Annotated in this window: 16 protein-coding genes; 4 read left to right on the top strand and 12 right to left on the bottom strand. The window is 49.3% G+C overall.

Annotated elements, in window-relative coordinates:
* Positions 1-97: 97 nt before the first annotated feature.
* Together TKWG_RS17720 and TKWG_RS17715 are read right to left on the bottom strand one after the other, a co-directional pair.
* A complete protein-coding gene (locus TKWG_RS17720; RefSeq protein ID WP_238534237.1) occupies positions 98-736 on the bottom strand; it encodes a transcriptional regulator in 639 nt (212 codons plus the stop codon).
* Positions 737-779: 43 nt separating this feature from the next.
* Entirely contained in the window at positions 780-1,649 is an 870-nt protein-coding gene (locus tag TKWG_RS17715; protein ID WP_014752154.1) for an aldo/keto reductase family oxidoreductase, read from the bottom strand.
* A gap of 128 nt (positions 1,650-1,777) precedes the next feature.
* On the opposite strand from TKWG_RS17715, the gene TKWG_RS17710 reads away from it, so the two are divergent.
* Entirely contained in the window at positions 1,778-2,686 is a 909-nt protein-coding gene (locus TKWG_RS17710) for a LysR family transcriptional regulator (protein WP_014752153.1), read from the top strand.
* Positions 2,687-2,893: 207 nt separating this feature from the next.
* On the opposite strand, the gene TKWG_RS17705 is transcribed toward TKWG_RS17710, so the two are convergent.
* Together TKWG_RS17705 and TKWG_RS17700 are read right to left on the bottom strand one after the other, a co-directional pair.
* A complete protein-coding gene (locus TKWG_RS17705) occupies positions 2,894-3,805 on the bottom strand; it encodes a siderophore ABC transporter substrate-binding protein (protein WP_014752152.1) in 912 nt (303 codons plus the stop codon).
* Between the two features lie 93 nt (positions 3,806-3,898).
* Complete coding sequence (locus tag TKWG_RS17700; RefSeq protein ID WP_014752151.1) at positions 3,899-5,893, bottom strand: ligand-gated channel protein; 1,995 nt, start codon at positions 5,891-5,893, stop codon at positions 3,899-3,901.
* 176 nt (positions 5,894-6,069) lie between these two features.
* Between TKWG_RS17700 and TKWG_RS23725 the strand changes: the two genes are divergently transcribed.
* The 3 genes from TKWG_RS23725 to TKWG_RS17680 all read left to right on the top strand — a co-directional run bounded on the left by TKWG_RS23725 (position 6,070) and on the right by TKWG_RS17680 (position 8,198).
* The gene (locus TKWG_RS23725; RefSeq protein WP_014752150.1) at positions 6,070-6,951 is read left to right on the top strand and encodes a response regulator transcription factor; all 882 of its coding nucleotides are present in this window, start codon (positions 6,070-6,072) and stop codon (positions 6,949-6,951) included.
* Between the two features lie 122 nt (positions 6,952-7,073).
* Positions 7,074-7,589 (top strand): SixA phosphatase family protein, encoded by a 516-nt coding sequence (locus TKWG_RS17685; RefSeq protein ID WP_041710429.1) that lies wholly within the window; start codon positions 7,074-7,076, stop codon positions 7,587-7,589.
* 138 nt (positions 7,590-7,727) lie between these two features.
* Entirely contained in the window at positions 7,728-8,198 is a 471-nt protein-coding gene (locus tag TKWG_RS17680) for a hypothetical protein (protein ID WP_148274579.1), read from the top strand.
* Here the strand turns inward: TKWG_RS17680 and TKWG_RS21930 are convergent.
* From TKWG_RS21930 to TKWG_RS17645, 8 genes are all read right to left on the bottom strand, one after another.
* Positions 8,195-8,590 carry a DUF4150 domain-containing protein gene (locus tag TKWG_RS21930; RefSeq protein ID WP_014752147.1) on the bottom strand — a complete coding sequence of 132 codons (396 nt, stop codon included), beginning with the start codon at positions 8,588-8,590 and terminating at the stop codon, positions 8,195-8,197. The genes TKWG_RS17680 and TKWG_RS21930 overlap by 4 nt on opposite strands.
* Before the next feature lie 10 nt (positions 8,591-8,600).
* Complete coding sequence (locus TKWG_RS27340; protein ID WP_081489408.1) at positions 8,601-8,999, bottom strand: pentapeptide repeat-containing protein; 399 nt, start codon at positions 8,997-8,999, stop codon at positions 8,601-8,603.
* Positions 8,900-9,652 carry a pentapeptide repeat-containing protein gene (locus tag TKWG_RS17670; protein WP_014752146.1) on the bottom strand — a complete coding sequence of 251 codons (753 nt, stop codon included), beginning with the start codon at positions 9,650-9,652 and terminating at the stop codon, positions 8,900-8,902. Before TKWG_RS17670 ends, TKWG_RS27340 begins: the two co-directional genes overlap by 100 nt.
* A complete protein-coding gene (locus TKWG_RS17665; protein WP_014752145.1) occupies positions 9,645-12,134 on the bottom strand; it encodes a DUF2169 family type VI secretion system accessory protein in 2,490 nt (829 codons plus the stop codon). Before TKWG_RS17665 ends, TKWG_RS17670 begins: the two co-directional genes overlap by 8 nt.
* Positions 12,135-12,278: 144 nt before the next feature.
* The gene (locus tag TKWG_RS17660) at positions 12,279-12,773 is read right to left on the bottom strand and encodes a hypothetical protein (protein WP_014752144.1); all 495 of its coding nucleotides are present in this window, start codon (positions 12,771-12,773) and stop codon (positions 12,279-12,281) included.
* A gap of 6 nt (positions 12,774-12,779) precedes the next feature.
* Entirely contained in the window at positions 12,780-13,280 is a 501-nt protein-coding gene (locus TKWG_RS17655; RefSeq protein WP_014752143.1) for a hypothetical protein, read from the bottom strand.
* A gap of 199 nt (positions 13,281-13,479) precedes the next feature.
* On the bottom strand, positions 13,480-13,803 hold the full coding sequence (locus tag TKWG_RS17650; RefSeq protein WP_014752142.1) for a hypothetical protein: 324 nt from the start codon (positions 13,801-13,803) through the stop codon (positions 13,480-13,482).
* Positions 13,804-13,812: 9 nt separating this feature from the next.
* Positions 13,813-15,801, bottom strand: a complete 1,989-nt coding sequence (locus TKWG_RS17645; protein WP_014752141.1) for a type VI secretion system Vgr family protein — start codon at positions 15,799-15,801, stop codon at positions 13,813-13,815.
* Between the last annotated feature and the right edge of the window lie 270 nt (positions 15,802-16,071).

Raw genomic sequence — 16,071 nt, 5'->3', positions numbered from 1 at the left:
CGTCGCGCAGCCGTGCATGGCCCGAACGTTTAAGGCCTTCGAATTCCCGACGATCTGCCGGTTCAGTCTTGAGTACCTTGCCGGACCGGTAGGTTTATCAAACGGGGAGGGCATCATCGTCTCCGATAATCCAGGTTTTTGGCTGACCCAGGACGCGGGTTAGAAAGGACTCCTTTGTGGCAATTCTTTTTGCAAATTCAGCCTGTGTCAGAATCGTTGGATTGACGGGGCGGCCGATTGCGTGGCTGGCCTCTTCAAGCGCGGCGTAGGTCTCACCATAGCTGATAGAGTCGGAAAGCAGCATGAGATCGACATCGCTGGTCGCCGTGTCCGTTCTCTTGGCTATTGAACCATAAATAAACGCTGTTGTAATGTGCGGCGCCAGCGGCGCGAGTGCGTTGCGAATGGGTTCGGCCACCCCGATGGTTTTTTGTACGATGGCGCGCAGCTCGCCAAAAATGGGTGAGTGCTGGTTTGCCTGATAGTGTTTCTGATTACCTCTGCGTGTTGCAGTGACCAGCCCGCTGTCAGCCAGCGTGGCCAATTCGCGCTGTACGGCACCGGAGCCGCTGCTGGCTAGACCGATGATTTCATTGGCATAAAAGCTACGGTCTGGCTGGCCAAACAGGATTCGCAGCACCTGTTGCTTGGTGCTGGAAAACAATGCATTCGCCAGACTGACTGACGGTTGAGAAGATGGTGTTGAAATACCCATATTGGGCATGATTATACCCAATATGGGTATCTTTGAAAAGCACTAATATCTCGACTGACAATTGTCAGTCGCCCGTCATTTTGTCCAGTTCTCTGATCGCCTCCGCCGGTAGCACAAGCTCGCTCGCGGTGAGATTCTCCTGCAAATGTGCGATAGATGAGGTGCCAGGAATAAGCAGGATATTGGGCGAGCGCTGCAGCAACCAGGCAAGCGCCACCTGCATGGGAGTTGCGTTCAGACGCGCGGCTACCTCAGAAAGCGTTGCAGACTGCAATGGAGTGAAGCCGCCCAGTGGGAAATAGGGGACGTAGGCAATATTGGCCCGAGCCAGATCGTCAATGAGCGCGTCATCTTCGCGATGCGCCAAATTGTAGTGATTCTGCACGCACACGATATCGCATATTCTGCGCCCTTCGGCGATCTGGGTTGGCGTCACGTTGCTCAGCCCGATGTGGCGTACCAGGCCCTGTTGCTGCAGTTCGGCCAGGGCCGTCAATGGCGCTTCGATGGACCCTTCGGCCGGGCCATGAGGTGAGATCATGCAGCGAAAGTTGACTACATCCAGCATATCCAGGCCGAGATTGCGCAAATTGTCATGAACGGCCTGCGTAAGGGCTTCGCGCGATATGGCCGGATTCCATGAGGCATCGTTGCCACGGACGGCGCCGATTTTCGTCACAATAACCAGATCGTCGTGATAGGGCGACAGTGCTTCGCGAATAAGCTGATTGGTGATATGTGGGCCATAGAAATCACTGGTGTCTATATGATTGACGCCGCTTGCCACGGCGTGTTGCAACACAGCGATGGCTGCCTGGTGATCCTTGAGTGGGCCGAATACCCCGGGTCCGGCCAATTGCATGGCGCCATAGCCAAGCCGGTTTACCCTGAGACTGCCCATTGGGTATGTATTTGATTGTTCAGGAAAAGTCATGGTGGTTCCTTTGATGACAGTTAGCATAATCGAAGCTGATACGCCACATATTAAGCTTTTAATATTGTTATGATAATCGGGTGCAATCCATACAGCATGTGCGGATTTTCGCACAATGCGGAGGCGTGATGAAAGTTGATCCTGGAGATTTGAATGCATTTGTTGCGGTGGCACGGGCCAAAGGGTTTCGCAGTGGCGCACGCAAGAGTGGCAGCAGCGCCTCTGCTTACAGCGAAGCGGTGCGTCGCCTGGAGGCGCAGCTCGGAGTCAGGTTGCTGAATCGAACGACGCGCAGTGTGGTGCCAACCGAGGCAGGGCAGAGCCTGCTGGCCCGACTTGGCCCGGTCCTGGCGGAAATGGAGGCGGCGCTCGATGTCGTTAATGTATTTCGGGAGCGACCCGCCGGTACGCTTCGACTCAATGTGCCGGTAAGCGCTTCGCGGCTGGTATTGGCTGATATCGTACCGGGGTTTCTGGCGGCTTATCCGGATATTCAACTGGAAATATTCTCAGAGGAAAGCTTTGTCGATGTGATCGCAGCCGGATGCGATGCGGGCATTCGCTACGAGGAGCGTCTGGAGCAGGATATGATTGCGGTGCCAATCGGCCCGCGAACTCAGCGTTTCGCTGCCGCCGCCGCGCCCGCTTATCTTGAGCGCTGCGGTCGACCGAAGCATCCTCGTGATTTGCTGAACCATGCCTGTTTGCGCATGCGGTTTTCCAGCGGTTCAATGCCACCATGGGAATTTGAAAGAGAGGGGGAAAAATTGCGGGTAGATCCTAGCGGGCCACTTATCGTACAGGCAGGCGGCGGCACGGATCTGGCTGTGGATGCCGCGATTGCCGGTAGTGGAATTATTTTTCTTTTCGAAGATTGGCTGCGACCACATCTGCAAAGTGGCGCGCTGGTCCCGGTACTCAAGTCGTGGTGGGTAAGCTTTTCGGGACCGTTTTTGTACTATCCGGGCCGACGTCTGGTGCCCGCACCGCTACGCGCGTTCATTGATTTTGTCAAAGCAGATGGTGAGCAACAGTGACTGCTCCAAGCACTTGAGGGGTGCCTGCCCGCACGAGATGAACTGGAGGCGCTGCGCAGAAGGCTTTGCCGCGCAGCGGGTATCTACCGCTTTAACTGTACAGGCCGCAGCGCTGTTTTGTAATAATGGTAAAAAATTCGGGAAGACAGTCCAGCGCTTCGTCTTCCCGAATGGGTATCACGATTCGAATATTGCTTATTCTATAAATTATTTTGCATTCAATGCTGCAGCAATCTGATCAATATTCTGTTGCATGGATGTCAGGCCGGCGCTACCCATGATGTACCAGTTGTATGGGTCCAGATAGACGATACGGTTGTTTTTGGCGGCTGCGGTGTCACCAATAACGGAGTTTTCCAGCAATTGGCGAGTTGGCTTGCCCTGCTTGCCGGTGGCCGCATTGCGATCAATCACGAACAACCAGTCCGGATTGGCTTTGGCAATGTCATCCAGTTTGACCGGGTGGCGATCTTTTGCCGAGAGGTTCTTCACTGCGTCGTTGGGAACAAAACCGAAAACGTCATAGATCATGCCAAAGCGCGAGCCAGGACCAAAGGTGCTTGTTTTTTCGCCAACCGCAAGAATAAGCATGGCATTACCCGCTGTAGCCGCCTTGGCTTGCAGGCCTGCAACAGCATCATTGAGTTTTTTCAAGGCTGCCTGAGCTTCGGGTTCTTTATTGTAAATGGCAGCCAGCGTCTGTGTATTGCGTTCGATGCTCTTGAGGGGCGCCTGCGTATCCACGCTCAAATCGAGTGTTGGAGCAAGTTTGGCCATATCATCGAATTTGGCGCGAGAGCGACCGCCCACGATGATGAGTTCAGGCGATACTTCTTTGACGGCGTTGTGATCGGGCTCAAACAGCGTGCCTACTTTGGGCATGCTATCAGCGTTATATGCAGACAGTGAATCCGGAAAGCGGGCTTTGGGTACGCCAGCAGCCTGCACACCCAATACCTGCATGATGTCCAGCGTGGGCAGATCGAACACGACCGTTTTTGCCGGCTGAGTTTTGACCGTGGCCTGTCCTTTTGCGTGTTGCACTGTTACCTGGTCAGTTTGGGCCATGGCCTGGCCCGCCAGTGATATCACACCAATGGCCAAGGTTGTTTGCACCATGGCTAGCCAGTTTTTTTGTTTGTCGTGTAGTTTTCATTTGTGATGCCTTTGTTATGATGAACCGCAACGGCAGCGCTGCGGTTGTTATTTCAATCAGAATTTGACGTTCATGCCAAGCCAGTAGCGACGGCCATCTTCCACGTAACCATATTCGTCATAGCGGACCTGCTTGTCGAAAATGTTGTAGATGCCTGCATACACGGTGACGTTTTTATTGACATCATAAGAGCCACCCAGGTCAACGTAAGTCGCAGACGGCGCCATGGTGGTACTGGCCGAGATGCCCTGGGTCGGATCGCTTTCCTTGCCACGGTAAGTCACTTTCATCCAGCCATTGAGCTTGTCTGTCGGTTTCCAGTCCAGTCCCAAATTGAACATATGCTCAGGCATTTGGTTCAGAGGGTTACCGGCGTACTGGCCGCTTTTCTGCTTGGAATAGGTATAGGTGTAACTGGAAGTCAATGACAACTTCTCGCTCAGCGGTGCCGTCAAGGTTGCCTCCACCCCACGGGTGATGGCGTCGTCCACGTTCACATAAGTGGTAGCCGAGCGTCCCTGGGCATTTACCGGTCCGCATTCCGGGCAAGGCACCCGGGTGATCTTGTCGGTGAACTCGTTGTCGAACAGGGTGATGCCTGCCATCAGGCCGCTATCATCGTTATAAATTAGTCCAATCTCTTTGGTCAGTGTTTTTTCCGGCTTCAGGTCGGGATTGCCATACATATTGCCGCCGCGGCTGGTAGCGCCCCAGTCTGGCAGGGTTTGCCGCAGAGATGGGGCACGAAAACCGGTAGAAACGCCGCCCTTGATCGTCCAGTTGTCGTTCAGATGCCAAACGCCATACAGCCTGGGGCTCCAGTGGATGCCGGAGGTTTTCTCGTTATCCATACGCAGCCCGCCAGTCAGGGCAAACGAGTCGGTAATCTGCCATTCATCTTCGACAAAAAAGGCGTATTGCCAGCGGTCTACGGTAGACCGATCGGACATTTTGTTGGTGGTCGTGTCTTTGAGATCTTCCAGACTATAGAAGGCACCAACCGTGGCAATATGACGCTCGAACAGCGGCATGCTCCATTTGGTGCTGGCCGTTGTGTTGCGAATTGTCATTTCGCGGGCCAGATTCTCGGTTTCTTCGCGCTGAATATAGGTATTCGAGGTGCCAAAAGACCAGCGACCGTCATGGGTTAGGGAAAAATGCTTGCGGTTGAATCGGCGACGGCTTTCCTCTTCGGTCGGCGCCAGGGTTTTGCCTGGCGTTGAAAGATAATCCTGCCTGGACGCGCCCGCTTCAAGCACCATATCGTGATCGCGATTGGGTGTCAGGGCCAATTTGGCGGTAACGCCGCGATTGATATGGCGGTTATAGCCCTCGACGATGTCATCCTCGCTGCGATGCGAGTAGATGCCATAAAGACTGAAACCGAGCAGGTCCTCTTTAATGGGGCCGGCAATATAGAAATTACCCTGGAAATTGTTGCCAGAGGCTGAATGTTGCTGCAGGGTGGAGTCCAGCCGTACGGAACCACCCCATTTTTTCGGAATCTTGCGCGTAATTACATTCACCACACCGCCCATGGCGTCTGAGCCATAAAGCGAAGACATGGGGCCGCGTACCACTTCGATCCGCTCGATGGCCTCCAGCGGCGGCACCCAGCTTTGGTCAGTGCCGGTGCTGCCGTTGGTCTGGGTTTCGCGAGTGCTCATGCGTTTGCCATCGACCAGAAGCAAGGTATAGTTGGCGCTCATGCCGCGCAGGGTTATGTCAGATGTGTTGTTGTCCGAGGGCGTCATGATCACACCCGGCACGTCTCGCAGTGCATCGGTCAGATCGCGATAGGCGCCTTTTTCCAGTTTTTCCCGGGGAATCACGCTGATAGAGGCCGGGGCATCAATGATGTCCTGTTCAAAACCACTGGCGGTGACCACAATGGGGTTCAGTGACGCAACGCCGGTTTCGTCGCTCGCTGCCTGAGCGTAGGCGACTTGAAGCAGGGTAGCGCCAAGACTGAGTGCGCATACTGCAGCGATCTGGCGGGCAGGGGTCTTTCGAGCCGGTTCTCGCTTTGATACCGGGGTAACGGGCAACATCAGAAAATTTCCTCTCTGGCAATGATAGAATGAGACGTATTCTCTATATGAAGTTCTAAATGAGAATTATTAGCTATTAGATATTGTCAGCTGTTGTTCAGCAATGTTCTTTCCATAACTTTTGATATCTTTGCACTTCTTGACATACACTTTGCCCGTCGGGCACGGCATATGTGATGAAGCGCTTTACACCAAACATGCGCACTGAAAAGCCGAATGCGCTACGCGTTCTCTTGATTGAAAACGATGTGGCGTTATCCAAAATGCTTTGTGAATATCTGGAATCCCAGGGGTATTGCGTTCTGTTGGCGCACTCGGGCTACCAGGCCGACCGATTAATGCGGCGGCGGCATCATCTAGCCGTGCTGGATGCAGATATGCAGGACGTTTCCAGTCTGGAGTGGCTCAAGGGATATCGCCGGCAATCTAATAACCCTCTGATTTTGCTGACCGGCCCGGATACCGACTGCGTAACCGGCCTGGAATCGGGTGCTGATGATTGCCTGGCCAAACCACTGTGCATGGCCGAATTGAAGGCGCGCATGCATGCCCTGTTAAGGCGACACGGAATCGATGAGGTACCGCCGCCATCACCGCCACCATTGCGCCACTTCCAGCATAGCGGTTCATATCGCGCTGCATCTTACCGTAGCATTTCGTATCGTGGCTCACGGTTTGATGAACCCGTCTTGTTCGGGGCTGCCGATGCAAATGTCGGCGGGGTGCTTGTTGCGGGCCCGCTTTCGCTGAATCCGGCCACCGGGGCGACCACGCTGCATGGCAGTGCCGTTGTCCTGACCGGCGCGGAACAGCGTATTCTTGAAGTGTTGATGCGTTCTGTCGGTCGCGTGGTTCAGCGGCATAGTATTGGTGCGTTCGCACTGGGACGCATTCCTTCGTCTTATGACCGCAGCATAGATACGCATATCAGTAGCTTGCGTCGGAAGCTGGGGGCCAGCGCACCAAGCTCCACGCTTCTTATCAGAAATCTTCGGGGGCAGGGTTATTTGCTGGCGACCGAAGATGCAGAGGCCGAGATGGCCGGTTCCGCCGGCTGATTAACGCAACGATCCTGCAGAGATTTTGTCATACCGCTGCGCACGGCGGTATCATATGATAGATTCTTCACTGAACAGGAAAAAGTGTGCCAGCCTGGGCACCAGCCATACAAAGGTCGTTTATGCTCAGACTCATGTTGCTTCGTCACGCGAAATCCAACTCAATTCCTGGTGTTGCTGACCTGCAGCGCCCCCTTGCAGAACGCGGATACCGTGAAGCCGAACTTGTCGGACAGTATCTGGTGGCGCAGCAGCTCAAGCCAGAGCTGACCATCGTGTCGAGCGCCACGCGCACGCAACAAACCTGGACCCATCTGTCGGCTGCCTTTGATACGCCGGTAAAGAAAATAACAGAAGAGCGCATCTATGAATCATCGGTAGACAATATTGTTCATGTCATACGTAATATTGAGCCAGGGCCGCGCGTGGTGCTGGTGATTGGACATAATCCCGGACTGTACCTGACGACACAATATTTGTCGGGCGAGGGCGATGAGGATGCCCTGGAGCGACTGGAAATGGGGTTTCCGCCGGCATCGCTGACTGTGATGGATTTTGATGTGGATGCGTGGGAATTGGTCGGCAAGGGTGGTGGGAGGCTGCTGCGGTTTGAAACGCCGGGGACGATGGTGGGATAGCGATCACACGCTAAATTATCATGATAGTGTCAGATTCAACGCATGGTTGTTATTCATTGAACAGAATCTGGGCGATCGGTATACTAAACGTGGCTTTACCGGTAAAGAGCCGATTCATTAATTTTGAGATCAACACTCATGCAGGGTAATCCATTTTCTTCTGTATCTATGCTCATTGCTGTTTGTATTGCGCTGCTCGCACAAATTGCAACATTAGTGTTGGCAGCCTATATCTACTTCAAGCCTCTGTCCTACGAATATTTTGATTATCTTCCCTGGTTGCAATTATCACTCATTCCGTGTGGCGTACTATGCATACGAATGTCAAGAGAACAGAATCGCCAAACAGAGCGCATAATGCAGTACGGTGTTGATGGGAGGGCAAAAGTGCTGACCATCGAACCACTTGGGGCCGGAGATGAAGTAATGCAATACTATACCTTCACGGTAAAAGCTGATTTTCAAAGTGAAAAAATTGAAATCGTGGATGCTATTACGATTGAAACCTATAAGGATATATCAGCAATGGATGTGGTGCCTATCCGATATATCCCCAACACCAGCGAAGTTATCATTCTCTTCGATCATTTAAACCAGCAAAAAAATTAAGCGGCTAGACACAAATTCTTAAATTGAATGCTGGGAATCGCGTCAAAAACAATGACATTCCTTCTGTTACTTTTCTCAATTCCAGACAGACGGACTGATGGCTTGTTTTTAAGTTTATAGGTGTTTGAGTAATTGGCCAAATGTCCCGTTTTACTCATAAAGATTTGTGATGCGATGCCACCAGCAACGCCTGGTTGATCACCAAAAGAAATGGCTTTTTTCGTACCTTTATTGTGCACCGGAGCGCAGCAAAATAGGATTCGGAAGCATGGGTTGGGTGCCAGCAGATGGGTGCCAAAATTCGGGTATGGAATAGGTAGCATGGTGGGCGGTGTCTTGCAGAAGTCTGGAAAACCAATAAATCCACCACCGAGTGATGTAATGTTATACATAAATTATCCTTTAAAAATACGGGTTCTTGTGTCTTACACTGTGTAACTCGGCGCGCCTTAGCGCAACATCATCTGTATTTCCTGGAAAGCCTGTTGCACGACCGGTAGCTCCGTGCGCTCGAATATGAGTTCGATTGGCGTCTTGAAAGTTAGCATTTTCTATAATGGCGTAATCAAAATTGGCATACGCCAAATTGCAACTTGTGAATACGGTGCCTTCACAGCGAGAGCGTTCAAATATGGAATATTCCAAGTTGGATCGACTGAAATCAGTATTGGTAAGTATCGCGTCAGACCAGACCGTCTTATTCAGCTGAGCGCCTGACAGGACGCGTTGGTCAGCGTCGCCTGGGTAAATACGGTCTCTTCTGCATATAGGCCGTTCATTTGTGCGTCGGACAGCACGCATTGGGCAAACACCGAGCCCTTAACGTTTGCACCGGTAAAGTTGGCTCCTTGGAGTCGGCCTTCTGAAAACTGACAAGCAACAAGTCGTTTGTTTGAGAAGTCCATCTCCCGCATATCGCAATCAATCAACATAACCTGATTAAACAATTCACTCTCCAGGTTTGTCTGTCTTAGATCTATTTCATAAAAAATAATCTTGTCGAGGTCTGCTCCGATGAATGAACACCCAGAGAGATCTGCTTCATGAAAAACACATCTGACGGCTTCACTCTTGCTCAGAAGTCCATTGCAAAAAATTACCTTTTGGAAGACAGTGTCTTCGATTTTGCAGTTCTCTAACTTTGCCTGTGTCATGTTGGATTCATTGAATATACTGTCTATGAGGGTACATGATGAGACTAGTGTTCCTGAGAGCGTGGACGTCAGGAATGAACTGTCACTCAGATCGCTCGAAGTAAATTCGGCGCCTGTAAAATTGCAATTTGAAAATGTCACCTCTCTCAGATCGCAATTGATAAAGTGACAGCTCGAGAAATCCACCTTGTCAAATGTCATACCGGACAGGTCCATGCCGTCTATTTTCAAACCCGCAAAAACTTCATCAGAACATGGAGAACTCTCTTTGATATACCGCTGAAATATGTCCTCATTCATTTGCGAATAACCTGAATAGGTGTTGTTCGTTTTCTCTATAAACAGGATACAACTCCAGTTGATCCTTATATGCGCCGCTTAGTTTAGTGTCATTATCAATGTGTACCTTAGAAACATTGGTGCGAAACAAGGTCGCCCCTTCAAAATCAACTCCTGATAAATTGGCTTTTTCCAGAGAGGCTTCGATCAAGTTTGCATTTTTGAACGAGCTTCCGGTTAAGTCTGTTTTGTGAAATATGGCGTCTCGTGCGATTGCATGATCAAAGTTACTATAGGTTACTCGGGATTTTGAAAAATCTGATTCGGATATATCACTATAGGTAAACGTATTTTCTGTAATCGTCATATTTATGAAAGTACATTCTTTCAAACGGCTGCCCACAAATTTACACTTGATGAGCTGTGTATCATCTTCTATCAAGAGGTTGTCCAGGTGGCTTTTGAGAAATTCACAGCTCTTCATGCTGCTTGTGGTAATTGAAGCGTCCTTTAGCGTCGAGGACTCGAAAATAGTATTTTCCAACTGGCAGTCTAAAAAAGCCCATTTTTCAATCTGACATAGGTTGAATAAAACATTTTTTAGCGAGAAATGAGAGGACATACATGTTTCAAAGCGACATTCCCTATATGTTGAATCAGCAGAATCAAGATAATCACTAAGAATGTTCACGAATTTTGAACGCGTCACACTAGAGTTGGAAATGGATATTTTCATTAGTTCAGTGCTGTCGAAATTACAGTCTTCCAATTTGGAGTGGGTTATGACGGATTCGGCAAGATTGGCGCGTGTGAAATTTACAGATTTCATTGTCACACGATTGAATCTGGATCGCACCAGGACAGCCTCGCTAAAATTTGCATCCGTAATGTTTGCATTCTCAAAATTAGCACTTTCTAAAAAGGACCCGGAGAAATCAGCGCCTTGTAAATCAAGATGACTTAAATCGGCCCCTGTAAAATCAAGACATGCTAAGGGTTCATTTTGCTGATAACGTCTTATGATCTCTGCGCGCAACGCCAAGCTTTTTTGAGGTTTCAGCGGCGCGACGGTTTGCTGATAGTGTGCTGAATAGAGATATGATTTTCTGAGAGACTCTTTGATCTCTTCGGACTCATTCTTCTTGGTAGAAGTCGTTTGCGTGTCAGGCCACCACATATTGCTTGAATGCTCTATTTGGTCAACAAAATCCAGATCAGGCGGCCCCGAGCGAGCTACTTTCCACGTTTTCAGATCGACATTTTCCATATTTTGCAGTTCTGCAATATAGCGATCCATTTCAGGTTCTTCTCTTTCCTGCATTAGCGCAATAGTCTGCAACTTCGCGTCCTCGGCGATTTTTTCCCAACGATCAGGATTGTCATCTATGTCCATTGGGTTTTCCGGAGGTCCCACAAACTCTGGGATGAGAGTCTGATAGTCAAGGCCATTTTGGTCGAACCAGGCCTTGGTCTGAGCATGTTGCTGCTGCATATACATATCCAGTCGACGGCCCAATCTATTTTTATCGACTACAGGGTCCGTATGCTCAAGTGAGCGCATCAAGGACGCAGGGATCAGCTCTTCGTCTTTGTCCAGATGATACATTGCCTCTTTAGGGTCAATCCTCCATCTGAGCACCTGTTCATAATAATCTGCGCTTCTTGGCTCGTCTGTGGTTTCAATGGCAGCCATGGCCATTTCAACATCATCCGCTTCAGAGTCCAAAATGTCCATGGAACCATGAAACATCATGATATAAGACTTGGTATCCGGTAGAAGCCAAAGCGTCGATGCCTGCATGTTTTCAACATCTCTGATATATTGCTGATTTTTTTCATTTCGGGCCAGTACCGTAACTCTAGCCTGTAGATTTGCGATGGAGTCTTCCCAGCACGGCGTGTCTGTATTCATGTTCCAGATTCGAAACGCATCACCGAGTGGTAACTGCTCTAGATGTGTCCACTGTTGGTCATGAGCCGCCATGTTGAATATCGTTGGATCCATGTCAGGAAGAAAGCCGGGGAAATCATATTTATGCCAAGCCTCGCTGTAGGTGCCTTGCTTATTTATCCTTTGTGGATGAGTCAAGCCGATCGGTCCAAAGGAAGCAGGGGGCGGGCGATCAGATTTTCTTTGGATTGGATGCAATGGATCTTCAATGTTCGGCAGGGGAACTGTTTTGATGCCGTTGATGATTTGCTCATCTATGCCTTTTCCTTCAGGATTATCGGCAAACTGCTGCCCTCCGAATGCATGGCTCCAATCGAGGGGCATGCCAGTGAACGTTTTTGCTGCGGTAGGGGAATTGTTGATCCAGAATCTGTCTCCGGTGACTTTTAGTGTTTTTTCAAGCGTTCCCACTTGTACCTTTACCATGCATTGTGTTTTATTGTCCTGATGATCTGTATAGGCGGCGCCACTGATCAGGTACTCTGGATAGCCTTCGGCATAACCTGATCCAATACGCCTCCGCTGTCGAGTAAGGGTAGTATATCTGACCATATTTCCTGATCCAAACCAAGAAACTGGCCGTGACGGTCACGACAAACATGAATATATACGCCGAACGCCAGTTTGGTTTGCCCACGCCACTGGAATGGCCTTGTTAAGAGGCCAGCACGAAATGGTTTAATTATTTTCATGAATTTAGGTTTCTGTTCTCTGGCCTTTGATACGTTTTACATATAACGCCTGTAATTTTTTATACCCTTCTCCTTTGTGAAATCCATTCTTTCTTGTTTTTTTCGCGACACTACCGATTTGAACTTGAAATACACCTAAATGAAGTCTTGTTTTCGAAGGGAGCAGGAAATGGCGCCCTCTATTATAGGTTGACGACGAGCAATTCAGATAAACAGCCGATACGTTCATACTGTATCCATACAGAGCAAAATTGAACGGTGAATGTGCTGTTTTGCTGAAATAGAGATAGAAATCAAGTCCTACAATTTTCACGACATTCGTATATTTTTCTAATATCTCAGGTGCGTTGCATGTAATCTGGCTGTCTGTAAACCAACTCAACGTATTGTGATGAGTATGAGTAGACGCTGACTTGACCGTCTTTTCCAGGTCGTTTTCGTAATTAAACGTTGCGTCCTTGACGTACACATCTGTTGTGTCTTTTTTAAAAAGAGCCATGGTTACTTACCATAAAACAGTTAAGCCGGAATAGCTATAACCCTTATTGTTTTCATTGCGTTCACGTGTTTCGCATTTTTCTTTATTTAAAACATAAACATCAACAGCACAAAGGAAATAAGGGTAAGTAGCTTTGCCGTTGGTGGCTTTAAAAGGCGAAGGATTAAGAAATAATCCATATACTAGCGTATAGAGTCCAGCTACCTCAGTTTTCCTCGTTCGAGCATGTGTCGCGGTGATATTGGCACTCGAAATATTGCTTGCGGCTGCGCCAAAGTTGGCGACACCAAGTGAGAATGAGTGGCTGTATTGCCTCGTGACGGTATCGCCGTTACGGGTGAACGTTTGGTCGTTTGTGGTGAAAGTTTGTCCACTTGCATCGATCAGCAGGCCATTTTTATAAGTCAACGTAGAGGTTCCATTTACCGTCACGTTTTCTTTCTGTTCAAAAGTGGTCGTGACGTTAGCCTCGTATTTGTTTTCAAATGTCCCCTTATACAACGCCATTATTCTTCCCCTTCAAGAAACGTTTGATTTGTTAGATTTAACATGTTCCGATTTGACCGTGACCATACGGATACCGCTAGCTTTGGTTTTTTTCCCGTTTTGGTTTTTTCCACCTCAGTAAACCCAGATAGAGATCCAACTGTATACAAAACCTGGATTGGGTTCGCATTAATCCAAAGGGCGACACCGTTACTGGTTACTATCGTGCCTGATGCCCAAGCCATCCAAAGGCTTTCACCATGAAAAAACCGAACACATTTACATTTGCCGCATAAATGGACATACTTAAATTGCCGGCTTTCGAGTCATGAGAGTTATCGATATCCCAACTTGCTACTTTTGCTGTGTCGAGAAAGGTTTGAGCGCGTATTTCCAGCTTTCCTGAATCAATGGTTAGCGTCATTCCGCTTTTGTAATTCTGTGTCGACTCTCCTGTAACTGTTTTGGTCTCTTTGCCATTTATTACGTTGTACGTTGCTTTTTTCTTATATATATCGGTGTAGGTGCCTTGATAACGAGCCATACCGCGCCTTTATTTCGGACAACACAAAGATAGTAAGGTCGGATCCGTGGGTGTCCCTGGTTCGTCCGGCCCTTCCGGCCCTTCGGGATTGGCATCCGCCGTCCAATCCCCTTCTACCACAAGATTGGCTTTTCCTTTTATGTAGATATCTGCGTCACCGTCAATGTAATATGAAGCCTTTTTCATTTTGACGTTCGTTTTACCCGTGCGTTCCAGATGGTATTCGCCCTGTTTCTCCTTTACTTTATCAGACGTTATACTCCGGTTTTTATACTTTTCCTTCGTGACGGCGCTGACCGTTTTTTCAAGGCCGCCCTCATAATGCAATTTCGTTTTTTCAACGACATGGTCATGTCGCTCTTTCATAACTTTTTTGAACTCACTGCCGTGAATAAGCGTATGAGAACTGCCACCAATACACGCGCGAAGATCCGCACCAATATCCATATCCAGTTGAGCCAGACATTTGGTGATCATATTCATTTGTGATCTCAGTGCGACCAGCTCTGCTCCCAGCGTGTCATCGAAATACATTAAATTCGTGGTGCTGGTATCCCCGAACACCGACTGACTCCTGAACCCGCTAATTGATGCTTTGCCTGGCAATTCCACCGGCGGCATATTATTGGCGTTATAAACCCGCCCCAATACAATAGGCCTATCCGGACACCCACCAATAAAGTCGACCACGACCTCATCCTTGATCCGGGGCAGTTGCAGGCCGCCGAAGCCGCCGCCAGCCCATGGGCTGGATACGCGAACCCAGCAGGAGCTGTTTTCATTTTTCTTACCGTAGCGGTCCCAATGAAACTGCACTTTGATGCGACCGTACTTGTCTGTCCAGATTTCCTCTCCCTCAGGGCCCACTACGCGTGCAGTTTGCGGTCCGTGGGTGCGAGGAATAGGCGTGATACGGGGCGCACGATACTGGATAGAGGCGGGCAGGGCGATAAAGGATTCTTCATAGAAATCCTCGGAGTTGGTGCCGGTGGCGTAGCCTGCAACGCTCATCCGGTAATTGACCGAGACCACCAGGTATTCCTTGTTCTCTGTCGATCTGGGATGGTTCCTCAGGTTGAAGGTAAAGCCGGCAGCAATGCCGCGGGCATTGGCGATGCCCCGTACCTGTTCCTGAATGCTTTGCAGTTCCTGCAGCCGTACACGAGAATATTGCTCGCCATGATCGGGCTCTTGAAAGCCTCCCTGCCATTCAAACATTTCCAGATTGCCGTTTTGCGATCCGCCGGCACGCTTCGATACGGAATCCAGGCTTGCGCCAGGTTTGGTGAAATCATAATCAGTGGTTGCGTAACCGTCTGGTGTGATCTGGGCGACCACTTCCCACATGGAAACGTATTCTTCCTGGGGCTTGCCCAGGCGATCCGGACCGTAATAGGGGATTGAATCGTATCCCGGCGTGGCCTTGTGCGACGAAATATCGTCTGTCATTACCAGGGTGTGTTGGCCGTTTTCATGCTTGAAGTAATAGTAAATACCTTCATGTTCCATGAGACGGCTGATAAACGCAAAATCCGTTTCCTGATACTGGACGCAATATTCCCAGTTGCGGTAAGAGCCGCTGAGCTTCATTTCAAATGGGTATCCGTATTCGCCCAGGACTTCCTTGATGACATCCGGCACGGTTTGTTGCTGAAATATCTTATTGTCAGAGGTTTGGGTCAGGTACCAAAGCCAGGGTCGGACGGTCGCCTTGTATATGTAATATCGAGAGGTGGCATTTTCGCGGCCAATCAACTCAAATCGCGTGACCTGACCGTTCAGAAAACGGGATCCGGCCAGCGTCTCAATTTCAAGCGTGAGCGGTTTACCTAGCAGGCTTTTTAGGTCCAGACTGTAATTGTCGGCAATCAGTTCGACGTCGAAATCAAATAATTGCGACAGGCCTTCGGATCCGTTCATCTGGCGAAAGCCCAGGCTGCCTCCGAGTGGCGTGTGTGCAACAATGGAGCGAAACTGGATCGAATTTGGAATATCCACGGAGTTGTCCTTAGGTAAAAGGATGCGTGCGTTGCCGGAAAAACGTTAGAATGTTGTTTATTTACAGATAGTTAATGGTTTTTTTGAGTCTTGTTTCATTAACATTACTACTCAAACGAATGTACGCAATCTGGGTATAAATTACAACTGGCGTATCTACCATATACGTAACAAAACATTATTATTACTGTAGCGATAATGTAATTTGTTTCATTTGCTAATTATAAAATCGGCGCCATGGCCGAGTGTGCCTGCCTATCCAGATCGTAT

Origin of the sequence: Advenella kashmirensis WT001, from assembly GCF_000219915.2 — a bacterium.
GTDB lineage: Bacteria > Pseudomonadota > Gammaproteobacteria > Burkholderiales > Burkholderiaceae_B > Advenella > Advenella kashmirensis.
Note: the sequence above shows the minus strand (reverse complement) of the source record. Positions and strands in the feature narration are given on the sequence as shown.

Bases quoted from the DNA above. Each gene is read 5' to 3' on its own strand.
- TKWG_RS17715 (WP_014752154.1), bottom strand. From the start codon at position 1,649: ATGACTTTTCCTGAACAATCAAATACATACCCAATGGGCAGTCTCAGG.
- TKWG_RS17710 (WP_014752153.1), top strand. From the start codon at position 1,778: ATGAAAGTTGATCCTGGAGATTTGAATGCATTTGTTGCGGTGGCACGG.
- TKWG_RS17705 (WP_014752152.1), bottom strand. From the start codon at position 3,805: ATGGTGCAAACAACCTTGGCCATTGGTGTGATATCACTGGCGGGCCAG.
- TKWG_RS17700 (WP_014752151.1), bottom strand. From the start codon at position 5,893: ATGTTGCCCGTTACCCCGGTATCAAAGCGAGAACCGGCTCGAAAGACC.
- TKWG_RS23725 (WP_014752150.1), top strand. From the start codon at position 6,070: ATGAAGCGCTTTACACCAAACATGCGCACTGAAAAGCCGAATGCGCTA.
- TKWG_RS17685 (WP_041710429.1), top strand. From the start codon at position 7,074: ATGCTCAGACTCATGTTGCTTCGTCACGCGAAATCCAACTCAATTCCT.
- TKWG_RS17680 (WP_148274579.1), top strand. From the start codon at position 7,728: ATGCAGGGTAATCCATTTTCTTCTGTATCTATGCTCATTGCTGTTTGT.
- TKWG_RS21930 (WP_014752147.1), bottom strand. From the start codon at position 8,590: ATGTATAACATTACATCACTCGGTGGTGGATTTATTGGTTTTCCAGAC.
- TKWG_RS27340 (WP_081489408.1), bottom strand. From the start codon at position 8,999: ATGCGTGCTGTCCGACGCACAAATGAACGGCCTATATGCAGAAGAGAC.
- TKWG_RS17670 (WP_014752146.1), bottom strand. From the start codon at position 9,652: ATGAATGAGGACATATTTCAGCGGTATATCAAAGAGAGTTCTCCATGT.
- TKWG_RS17665 (WP_014752145.1), bottom strand. From the start codon at position 12,134: ATGGTCAGATATACTACCCTTACTCGACAGCGGAGGCGTATTGGATCA.
- TKWG_RS17660 (WP_014752144.1), bottom strand. From the start codon at position 12,773: ATGGCTCTTTTTAAAAAAGACACAACAGATGTGTACGTCAAGGACGCA.
- TKWG_RS17655 (WP_014752143.1), bottom strand. From the start codon at position 13,280: ATGGCGTTGTATAAGGGGACATTTGAAAACAAATACGAGGCTAACGTC.
- TKWG_RS17650 (WP_014752142.1), bottom strand. From the start codon at position 13,803: ATGGCTCGTTATCAAGGCACCTACACCGATATATATAAGAAAAAAGCA.